Below are 10718 nucleotides of genomic sequence, written 5' to 3'. Positions count from 1 at the left end.
GAGACCACGTTTATCAAACGTGAAACTCTTACTCCCTGTGGATCTTGAGGGGATTTTGGCTTGAACACATTCGAATTGTGCTCCCGTTAGCTGGATTTCAGAATCCCGCTGTCATCAACGGATTGTACCGCTTGTTGCAATATTTCATTATCCTGAACGAGGGCGAAGCGAACGTAACCTTCGCCTGAAGGACCAAAGGCACTGCCTGGCGTTGCAATGACTCCTGCATGTGTAACCAGATCCATGGCAAATTGCTCCGAGCTGTCGTAGTGCGCCGGAATCCGGCTCCAGACGAACATCGTTGCTTCAGGTTTAGCGATGGGCCAACCGAGATTGCTGAACCCATCACAGAGGATGTCTCTTCGCTGTTCATAGATTGCTCTGACCCGTTCAACCTCGGATTGATCACCGGTAATGGCGGCAATTGCTGCTTTTTGGACCGGTAGGAACATCCCGTAATCCATATTGGATTTCAGCTTTTTCAGCATGGAGACCATGGTTGCATTGCCCACACAGAAGCCGATTCGAGCTCCGGCCAGTCCGTACGTTTTTGACAGGGAATTGAATTCCACACCGACGTCCATGGCGCCAGGGAATGCGAGGAAGCTTCCACATGACTTTCCGTCAAACACGAGCTCGCTGTACGCATTATCGTGAAGCACGATAATATCATACTTCTTGGCAAAGGCAATCAGGTCAAGATAGAACTGATCCGGTGCCATTGCAGTTGTTGGATTGTTAGGATAGGAGACCAGCATGAATTTTGCTCGATGAGCGATATCTTCCGGTATATCCTGAAGCTGAATAACATACCCGTTTTCTTCTTTTTGCGGCATATAATAGAGTTCTGCACCTGCCAGTAACGGCCCATCCGCGAAGACGGGATAGCAGGGGTCAGGGACGAGCACCAGATCACCTTCATCGACAATGGAGAGGGATATATGTGCCAGCCCTTCCTGTGAACCGAGCAAGGAACAGATCTGTGTTGCCGGGTCTAACTCGACCTGATAGCGTTGCTTGTACCAATCGCTTGTAGCTTGCAGCAACTCACTCTGATCATTCACAGCATATATATAATTAGCCGGATCAGCAGCGGCCTCGCATAGTGCAGTTATAATATGCTGCGCAGGTGGGATATTCGGCGTACCCACACTGAGATCAATAACGGGCTGACCGTTCTCCAGTCTGCGGCGTTTGATCTCCAGCAACCTGGTGAAAATTCCTTCGTTGAAATGATCCATTCGTTTGGCAAAGTTCATGATGATGATTCAGCCTCCAATCCTCTTCGTACGCATATTCATTAATAATAAATGGACAGCGACTAAAAGAGAAGAGCAGGGGAAAGCTTGTGGATCATGACTTTACTTTAAACTGGCTTAGTTCGTCTTGCAGTTTGCCAGATAGCTGGTTCAACTGTTTCGACAGATCTGCTACTTGTTCGATACTATCCAGCTGATCCTGCGTGCTGGCGCTTACTTCTTCCGTCGATGCCGAGTTCTCCTCTGTGGTGGATGAGATAATCTCCAGTGCCTGGAATATCTCATCTTTGTGTTTGTGTACATTGGCGGTATTAGTGGTAATCTGCATCATACGTTGCTGTAGATCTTTCAGGTCTTTGTTAATACTGAAGAATACATGTTTGGTATCTTCTACGGATTTGGCATTCTCCTCCGCAATCTTCATACCGCGCATGGTATGTTCAACCGACAGGGTTGTTTTCTCTTCAATAACATTCACCTTTTTGTTGATTTCCTCTGTTGCCTGAGCCGTCTGTTCTGCAAGTTTGCGGACCTCTTCGGCAACGACGGCAAATCCTCTTCCATGTTCGCCAGCACGTGCAGCCTCGATGGAGGCATTCAGGGCGAGCAGGTTCGTTTGAGAGGCAATCTGTTTGACTGTATCCACAAAACTGGATATTTCATTCCGACTCAGGTCAATCTCCTGGATAATAGAGGACATTGCTTGGGTGGACAGGTGGTTTTCCTCGGACCATTTCGATAATTGTTCCACGACCGCAAGTCCTTGGCTGCTTTGATCAGCAGATGTCTGCACGACCGTTCCCATAGCCTGCGCATCGGTAGCAATTTCATCAATTTGGCTGGATAATGAGCCTGTTTTGCGTAAGATATTTTCCGTTTCGATGGACTGATAATTCGTTGCATTGGCAATCTCGTTGATGGCTGTTGATGTGTCATTCATGGTCACAGCCGTTCGTGAGGAGATGGCTTGCAGATCATTCGACGACTGGTTCAGGATTTGCGCCGAGCTGCCGACCATTTGCAGCATGCCCTGAATTTTCTGCACCATGGAATTCAAGCCTGTGGCGATCTGGCCAATTTCATTATTAGATTTGATATCCAGTTGGACAGTCAGGTCACCTTGTTCAATCTGTTTAATCTTGGCCAGCAGCTGTGGTATGGAACGTAACAGACGGCGAAGGGTAATGTAACAGATAATCACAAGCAGAAGGGTGGCTGCAGCAAAACCGCCAAGCGTAATCCACGTGAATGTTTTTAATTCCGCAAGAACTTCTTCTTCGGATATGGTCAGACCAACGGACCATCCCGTATCTTTGCTGGTAGCGTAGCCGATATATCGACGTTCCCCATTGTCGTTCATAAGTTGTACGCCGTTTTCACCGGCAAGCATTTTCTTGCCGATGTCTCCCATGTCCCCCGTACTGTTCAGGATGTTCTCCTTCAATACCTTCTCTTGATCCGGATGGTACAGAATTTCCCCGCTCTTGGATAGCAACATAGAATAACCTGTGCTTCCAAGGGAATAACTCTCCATAATCGCCGGGATATCCTTGAATGCAATATCCGCTGCGGCAAAGCCGATCGTGTTGTTGTTTTCGTCTTTGATCGGATAGAAGATACCCATGAGTACATCGCCTGCTGCAATATCAATGTACGGATCGGAGAAATAAAGTCCGTCTGCGTCGGTAACCGGCTTGTAGTATGGACGTGACTGGATATCAAAGTCCGGCGCAGATACGACACCATCATTTTGAATCCAAAAGCCTTTTCCATCCAGGCCCGCGACCCATGCATCGGCAAACGAAGGCTCTGCCTTAACGATAGCGGCGAGTGTCGCCTGTGTTTCCGCAGCGTAGGTTGAACTTTTCGCATCCGCAGCAGATGCTGTTGTTTCTATGTATTGCTGAAATAATGTGTTGGTGGACATTTGCTTGACCAGTGCACCTTTTTCCTTGAATAGTGCATCAAATTCACTAACAATGGCTTGTGTCTTGGTCTGGAGCATGGATTCCTGCTGTTTCACCAGAATGTTTCGTGTGCTTGCAAACATAAATGTTCCCAGCACGGCAAAGACAACTACGATAATGATGAGCAGCACAATGGACAACGTATTTGCCATACTGGATGTCCGTGCTCCCGTTTTCCCCCACTTGTTCAACATGTTCGACATATTCCATCTCCCCAGATGATTAATAAAAAGCTCAAAACGCCTAAGTTATATGTCGGCTTAATCTATAGTTTTATGTAGATTTCTGTCGAATAATCCTGAAAGCGACGGAAAGGAAAGGCATGAGTATGAGAAGGATGAAAGGGGAGGGATGAAAAAAGAGGAAAGGAATGAAAAAACGGGATCGGTAGTGGTTCATCCAGGCGATCTTGTTTATAATGGAATGAATTGGAACTATGGATGGAAAAGGGGGATTATTTGTGAGTGAGTTATGGCATGCTTCAATACAGGGGGTTCCATGGAATGCCGAAAAGATGCACCAGGCGGTGCATCTGTTGCGTCGCAGAGCAACGGTTCATTTTCGCGTTGACGCGGATACATACGAGGACCTTGCCGAGCTCGATGCCAAAGTATTCTTTGCCCGGCCGGATCTGATTCTACACATATCACATATGGACCCTAAAGGGGTATATTCATCCGGATTTTTGGGGCGACTGGCACAGTTGAAACATGTGTCTGCCTTGCAGCTTGATCTTTCGCAGGCTCAGGATTTGACGATACTGGGTGCGATGGAGCAACTGCAGTTTCTAAGATTGAATTCACCTGCAAAGGCAACCGTGCTCGATTTTATTAAACACTACAAACGATTGACCTTTCTTGAACTGCGTGGCAAATTCAACGGATTTGCTTCCATTGCGGCATGTCTCCAACTGCATACGCTCATTCTGAACTGCACGATCGAAAGTGCTGATGTGTTAGCGGAACTGCCTATGCTTCAGTATCTATCCCTGGATCACTGTGAGTTAAAAGGGGGACTAGATGTATTGACACAGTCGACCATCTCGATGTTGAAGCTCAGCTCTGTTCGCAAACTGACGAGTATTCAGGGACTCGAACAGATGCGCGGGCTGGAATATCTGCATCTGTCCTTGCCCAAGCTGGAGCAGTTATGCGACTTTTCCCTTCTGACCTCTCTCAGACAGCTCGAACTGGACTATATGAAATCGTTGCGGGATACCACACATCTATGGACAGCCCGTGCTTTGGAGTCTATTGAACTGAAAGAGATGAATACGGCGCTCAAGGCGGATTCGTTTGCTGGACTGACCGGGCTGGAGCATTTGCGCCAAATCGATTTTCGTTTCATTGATGTTAACAAAGGACGAATTGCAGCTATGCGTGATCACCTGGACAAGGCCGGAAAATCCCATTTGTTATATGAAAATATCCCTGAGCATGAACGCCTGAATTCCGCAGGTATTGCGCACTTATCGCATGTATTAATGTAAACGGGCTTCTGTCCAGCGTGTGTATACAGAGCGCACTCCGGTGAACGGACCGATTGAGGCGTGTAGATGTCATTGCTATCTAGGTGTTCGTATCCGTTAATGCGGGCATGTTGATCTCTTTCACGCAGGCCGCTTTGGACAAGCTGATGATACATCGAACGATGGAGACCATATCCTGCAGGGGAATGCGGGTCCCATCATACTCGGCCAGTGCACGTTCCATCCCGTCTTCATACGGAATTTCTGCCGCCAGTTCTCCCGGGTTGATGCATGTCACCGCGATGCGGTCATTCCTCGTATGTTCTCTTAGAGCTTCCGTAATACCCCGTATGGCAAATTTGGAGGCGACAAAAGAAACCTGGTTGCTGCCTGCATTGCTCAAACCGGCTGTTGAACCAATCAGGATGATCTTGCCTGCTTCAGACTGGCGGAGCTGAGGCAGTAAAGCCTGTATACATACAATTGTAGAAGTCACATTCACATGGATCAGCTGACTGATATCTGCGGGTTCATCCTTATCAAACGTGTAGTGCTCTTCAAATCCTTCCTTTTCCCAGATCCCCACGTTATAAATAAGCACATCCAACGTCTCGCCTTGAAGCTGGCTGGCAACTTGCTCTGCGGCCTGAAGCTCGGAAAGATCAGCCTGAATCCATATTCGCTCGACGCCATCCTCCACGGACAGACTTTCCGGCTTGCTGCGGGAGACCACCCAGACCTTATCACCGGATTGTGGCACACCTCTGACAAATGCATCGCCCAATCCCTTGCTTGCACCAAAGACAATTATATTTTTCAATTAAAGCCCTCCTTATCGATTAGAAATTAATAATATTTACATTAATCTATATCTTACTATAAAGGTGATATATGGAACATGAAGTTTACATGAGGTATGCTTCATCCTTATCAAGAAAAACCACCTCTGCCCCGCAAGGACGGGAGAGAGATGGTTGGAGAGATCATGATGACATTAATGGTAAAGTTTTAACTCGGCGATGGACCACCACCACTCGGGAGTGTCCGCGGTCAAGGCAATTTTGATGTATCGCGCCGTTTGTCTGGAGAACGTATGTGAGATGACAGGTCCTGTTCCCAGTGCTTCCGTAACCCCTTCCCAACGTTCGCCATCCTCAGAAGTGAAAAACTGGAAGTTGCGAGCATAATCGTTGCTGCTGCTGCCTGAGTCCATTGTCAAGCGGCTGAAGCTCTGCTTGCTTCCCAGATCAATCTGGACCCATTGATTGGCATATTGACCAGATGAAGAGGTCCAGCGTGAATTCAGATCGTCATCGAGCATCGCCGCAACATCTTCAGAGGTGGAGGCAGTCGCTGTCCATGATGTTCGATCCAGTTCAGCAGGTAACAGATGATCCTGTTCCCCGGATATCCAAGGTGTCTGATCAGCGGTATAGACCTCTAATTCAGCCACGGACCACCAATGAGAATCGGTGCCTGTCTGTACGACCTTAATATAACGTGCCTCATGCGGTGTAAAAGCGATAGAAAGTAGCGCATCTGATCCTTCACCCGAAGCCAAGGCTTTTCCCCAATGCTCTCCATCCAGAGAAGTATATATTTCATAGCCGCGAGCAAAGTCTTCCCGGCTGTGCGCGCTGTCCAGCACAATCCGATTCACTGGCTGCGAGGCTCCCAGATCAAGCTGAATCCATTCGCCGCCTGTTTGAGTCTGACCGGAGGTCCAGCGTGTTTGGTCCGAGCCGTCGAGTATAGCCACTGCATCGTCTCCGGAGGAAGCTGTCACGGACCAGCCATCTGGCAGCAGCCTCTTTTGTTTGCCCGTTCCATTATGATGAACAAACAACTCGGAGATCGTCCACCATTGATCGGAATCCCCGATCTGCACCATTTTCACATAACGTGCTTGCTGTTCAGGGAAAGTGATGGACATGCGTCCAGGCGTGCCTTCGCCGCCCGCAATGGATGTGCCCCAGTGTTCACCGTCATCCGAGACATAAATCCGATACTGTCTCGGATAGTCTTCTTTCGCATGGCCCGGGTCCAATTCTATGGCATCGAAAAAACTCTTTTGGCCGAGGTCAATGGTAATCCATTGTCCTTTGGTTTGCTTCCTACCGTTTGTCCATAGTGTATCTGAACTTCCGTCCAGCATGTTGGCTGTAACATCTGCTCCTTGAGTAGAGGAGGCGGTTACGATCCATGAAGAGCGATCTGGAGGCGCTACGGGCTGTGGGAGCTCTGGTGTTGCTTCAAGTTTGCCAAATCGGGCAAGCTTGAGTTCAGAGATCGACCACCAGCTGTCTGCAGAGGAAGTCAATACAATTTTGACATAACGGGCGGTTTGCATGCCCAAATCAACGGACAGACTTGGAGATGTTCCTGCTCCCTCTGCGATAGGCTCGCTCCAGTTCTCGTTATCTTTGGATACGTAGATTTCGTACCCGTGAGCATAATCACCGCCGTTGTTGCCGGAGTTCATGAATACCGTATCCATAAACTGTTCGCCACCCAGATCGATATGCAGCCAATCGCCAGGCTTCTGAATCTGTCCGGATGACCAGCGTGTAGTCAGATCACCGTCCACCATGCGCTCTACCGGCTCCGAACTGGAGGATGCCGTAATGGTCCATTGGCTCCGATCGAGATAGACTACACCCTGAGAGGCATCCGGCTGTTTAACGACGGAATGTTCCAGCGGGTTAACCTTTACTTGCGCTTTGGCATACACGGTAGCCGAACCCAAAGCGCCATGGGCATTGTAGAAATGAACTGTTTTGACAGTGTCGGACGGATTCCAGATTTGCGCTGTATAGACGCCGTCCTTTTCATACACGGTTGCTGCCGGATCATCTGCCCATATATCCATCGTGCGTGTTCCCGTAGAAGCCATGCTGTGCATGAACCAGTACGCGTTAAAGACTTCATTTTGCTGCATCTCACTCGTATTCCATTTGGCTAGAGCACCTTGCGGGTCTCCAATGGACTGGAATGGCCAGATAATATGCTGCCATGTGCGCTCCTGCTGACCACCCAGGTCCTTAATGAGACCATTGTAGAGAGCCTTAGTATTCTGCGGATCACGTCCATAATAGGTCATCCATTCCGCTGGCGGCAGCCAGTGAATACCGTAAATATGCTCCGCCTCATTAGAGAAGTACGTTCCATACAGGTAGGCGCTGCCGTACACATGACCTACCGTAGCGTGTTGGTAATCCTCCAGCCAGTTATCCCCGTCATAGTTAAACCAGTATTGCTCGGCAGCTTTCTCTTCGGTCATGAAGCCCCAGATCCCGGTGTCGCGATAGGCTTTGTTGCCTGTCACCTCACCCCACATATATTGGCCGACCCAACTAAAGAGCGCTTCTCCTGCGGCCTCCTGGTTATTCCCACTGCGATTATCGGCGTAACCACCTGCCCAGGAGTGACCAGCGTACGGGTCAAAATTGCGAAGCCATGGAAACTGATCATCTGTCCGTGAAGGATTGGCATAGTCCCGAATCAGAAGCTCAACCATGTCGCCGTAATCTTGCAAGAATGTTTTGTCATATGTGGCCAGTACAGCCGATGCAAAAACGTAATAACCGTAGGTGAAATGATGATCTGTCAATCCGGTATTAACACCAAATCCGCTACCGTAAGGGAAGATGGTTCCCCATTCATCCGAATAATAAAAATAATACGAGTGCAAAGGTTCGTCCGGCGAATAGGTATACCAATCTGTCAAAATGGTTCGAAGCAGGGACAGATAGTTGTCTCGTCGTACCGTATCTCCTATCTGGTCGCTGATGAGCACACCCAGCGCAAGCGGATGAAGCTTTTTCCCTTGCCAGTAAGGATCCTCGCTCATCAGATTGCCTGCCGTATCCGCGTCAAGCTGATCCAGATAGCTGATTAATTGTGCACGCGAGTAGGTTGGATTATCTGGCTCCACAAATTGCGGAATAATGCCATAGAATCGATCCTGTGTCGTAAACGTATTGCCTTCACTTACTTTCATCATGCCGCGAATGGAAGGGTAAGCAAGCTCCGTTACCGGAGTAGTCGCTAGTTTCCATTGGTGCGGCAACAAGGCCATCACTGTCTCGGATGAAAAGCCTGCCCGCTTCGTCCGGGTTACCGAGTTGAAGGTAGTCGTTACCAGTGAAGTGCTCTCATTATAATTGTAGTCCACTGTTGTATCGGTTACAAAGGCGTAGGCATGCCGGTAATAATAAGACAGTTCTGCCGCGGACGGCAGGGTAGCCAGTGACAGATAGTCTTCGCTCTGGCCCAGCTTGATTTTGAGCGTATTGCCAAGTTTCATAAATACGGTTCCTTCAGGTGCAAAGATCCCGTAGTTTCTTGTAAAGGTCTGAGGCGTGGGCGCTCTGTCCTGATTGGTTACTTCAACACCGATATGATCGGCCGTCAGCGATTCTCCATCATTCAGAACAATTTCACGGTTCTGATCATCGAAGAGACGTGTGATGTTGGGAGAACGAACAATAATGGTATCCGGGTTATCGAAGGTGTTGTACAGGAAAGGGGAACCTTTCACAAACGTGGTATTCATTTTGGCTGTGTCATCATCGCTCATGATGATCGTTGCGGAATAATCCCCATATCCCGCCACCTTGGTATTTACCTCCGCCGGGTTCATATTGCTGGTGCTCATGATCAGATCCGGTTCACCGTCAGCGTCCATAGAACCGCCATCAGCCGAAACGTAACCAGCTCCGGGATTCAGAAGTTGAAGTCCTTGTTTGGTATATCTACTTTTAAGCGGAAGTGTGACCAGACTGTTGCCATCCCCCAGATCGGATACAAGAATAGACTGCCACCAGTCATTGGAAGGGAGGGGCGCTGTGATGTCAGCCGTGCGATTTTTCGGGTTTTTCGGCTGCAGCATGGTGATGTCATTTACAGCGTAACTCCCGGAACCCACCTTTACCGAGGACGGTTCAGGGATATTCGGAATTGTATGCACAGGTTTGGCATCGCCTTCGATATACTCGTAGACGTCGAATGCGTACAGGGAGTATCCGTTGGTTGTTCCTCTGCCAAGTCCGGCTAATTTCACATACCGTGCTTCGGCGTATACCGGAATCTCATCCCGTCCACCGTCGCTGTGCAGTTCCCGGTATAATGTAGTCCACTGGTCTGCATCATTTGATACTTGAATATCGTATGCACGTCCAAAAGCGTTTTCCCATTGTAGGGATACGTTCCCGATTTCCCGGACTAGTCCAAGGTCTACAACATTCCATTCCTGATCCTTGTAGATGGAAGACCAGCGTGTATCCGGACGGCCATCCGTTACATTCCGTGCTTCGTAATTCCCTTTTTCCATTTTGGCTTTATCCTCGGCTGAACGGCTGGGCTCATCAATTTCTTCCGAAGACGCTGTAACCGGTTGTCCTAGTGCAAGGTTCATTGCTAATGGTTTGGGAGGTGGATTTGCTCCGCCCGTCCCATATACATTGAATTCGTATACAGAGACGCCATAGGCTGGCTGTGCTCTTTGATGACTGAACAAGCGCACATATCGTGCCTCCGCTGTGACCTCAATTTCTGTCAGGCCGCCTTGCCCCTTCGTTGTCGAGTAAACAGACTGCCAGTTGACCTCGTCGTTGGATACTTCTAGATCAAAGGCGGAAGCATACGCATTTTCCCACTGGATGGAGATGCCCGAGATGGAGGCCACCGTGCCTAAGTCAACATAGATCCACTGCGGATCTTGCTGCCATATGCTTTCCCAGCGGCTGTTTTTGTTGCCGTCAACCACAAGATCTGCCGTATTGCCGCCCAGAGATGAGGAACTGTACACAGGCCGGTTCAGGGATAACAGATGATGTTCCTCATCTGCGGCGTTCACTTTTGAGACCGGCCACAGCGGGATGCTGCTAATCAACAACAGAACAGATAACAGCAAGTTCATGTAGATGTTGCGTGTTTTTCCTCTTTGACTCGTTCGTACCTTCATGTGACTACTCCTTTGTTAGCCCTTGCCATCTCACCAGACAGAGCTTCTCTTCTTCTCTT

Annotated in this window: 5 protein-coding genes; 1 reads left to right on the top strand and 4 read right to left on the bottom strand. The window is 48.9% G+C overall.

Features of this window, described 5'->3' with window-relative positions:
* Positions 1–86: 86 nt before the first annotated feature.
* Both MHI48_RS22365 and MHI48_RS22360 read right to left on the bottom strand, forming a co-directional pair.
* On the bottom strand, positions 87–1259 hold the full coding sequence (locus MHI48_RS22365; RefSeq protein WP_036617475.1) for an aminotransferase class I/II-fold pyridoxal phosphate-dependent enzyme: 1173 nt from the start codon (positions 1257–1259) through the stop codon (positions 87–89).
* A 94-nt stretch (positions 1260–1353) separates the two neighbouring features.
* Positions 1354–3429: a methyl-accepting chemotaxis protein gene (locus MHI48_RS22360; RefSeq protein ID WP_179086489.1), complete on the bottom strand. Its 2076-nt coding sequence runs from the start codon at positions 3427–3429 to the stop codon at positions 1354–1356.
* A 257-nt stretch (positions 3430–3686) separates the two neighbouring features.
* Here MHI48_RS22360 and MHI48_RS22355 point away from each other — a divergent pair, with 257 nt between their 5' ends.
* Entirely contained in the window at positions 3687–4715 is a 1029-nt protein-coding gene (locus MHI48_RS22355; protein WP_036617478.1) for a hypothetical protein, read from the top strand.
* A 79-nt stretch (positions 4716–4794) separates the two neighbouring features.
* Here MHI48_RS22355 and MHI48_RS22350 read toward each other — a convergent pair whose 3' ends face one another.
* Both MHI48_RS22350 and MHI48_RS22345 read right to left on the bottom strand, forming a co-directional pair.
* A complete protein-coding gene (locus tag MHI48_RS22350) occupies positions 4795–5514 on the bottom strand; it encodes an SDR family oxidoreductase (protein ID WP_076328170.1) in 720 nt (239 codons plus the stop codon).
* A gap of 174 nt (positions 5515–5688) precedes the next feature.
* Positions 5689–10659, bottom strand: a complete 4971-nt coding sequence (locus MHI48_RS22345) for a discoidin domain-containing protein (protein ID WP_405141782.1) — start codon at positions 10657–10659, stop codon at positions 5689–5691.
* Positions 10660–10718 lie beyond the last annotated feature (59 nt).

The organism is Paenibacillus sp. FSL H7-0942, from assembly GCF_045040715.1.
Lineage (GTDB): Bacteria > Bacillota > Bacilli > Paenibacillales > Paenibacillaceae > Paenibacillus > Paenibacillus amylolyticus.
The sequence above is the reverse complement of the archived record's forward strand: the minus strand, read 5'-3'. Positions and strand labels throughout refer to the sequence as shown.